Annotated in this window: 1 pseudogene; it reads right to left on the reverse strand. The window is 55.0% G+C overall.

The features are described 5' to 3' along the window. Positions 1-565, reverse strand: a pseudogene (locus tag DVK01_RS22715) (hypothetical protein); the annotation flags it as partial.

Below are 565 nucleotides of genomic sequence, written 5' to 3' on the forward strand. Positions count from 1 at the left end.
CGTATCTGTCACTGGGTCAATGTCGGTGATCCGTACTGAGACCCATTCATCGGCGGGGGGAACTGATGTTATGGTCTGCTCAGCCCCGTTATAATTGATCAGTGAGTCGCCGTCTAACTGGACAAGAGCCACCCGAGTACCGTCCTCTGAGAGGGCGAGACGGATCGATCCCCCCGAATCGTCGGCCGATACATATCTCATATCGGTTGAGACGGGATCTGTTGTCGGGGGGATGGGGTGCAGATCAGGCTGCAGTCGCGAGATTTCAGTCCCGTCTAAATCTCCGATGTAAACACTTTGTGACCCGTCTGTTGCGTAAGTCGATGAGACCTCTACTGCGTCGGGCACCCAATAAGCGGCGTCTTGTGACCACCCATCTGGAATCCCCGAATCCGCTGGTTGGTCCTCGAAACTATCGAAATAGCTCTGCCCATCGGTGAAGACGAGATTTGCACTCTCTCCAGACCCTGCGACAGAGACATTCGTCAGCTCGGTCGCATCATCGAAATCCGAGTCGGTTGTATGTTCAGACCCGAAAACGAGATCACCGTCGGCGGCAGTCACG

It is taken from the genome of Haloarcula sp. Atlit-120R (genome assembly GCF_003665885.1).
In the GTDB taxonomy this organism is placed as follows: Archaea; Halobacteriota; Halobacteria; order Halobacteriales; family Haloarculaceae; genus Haloarcula; species Haloarcula taiwanensis.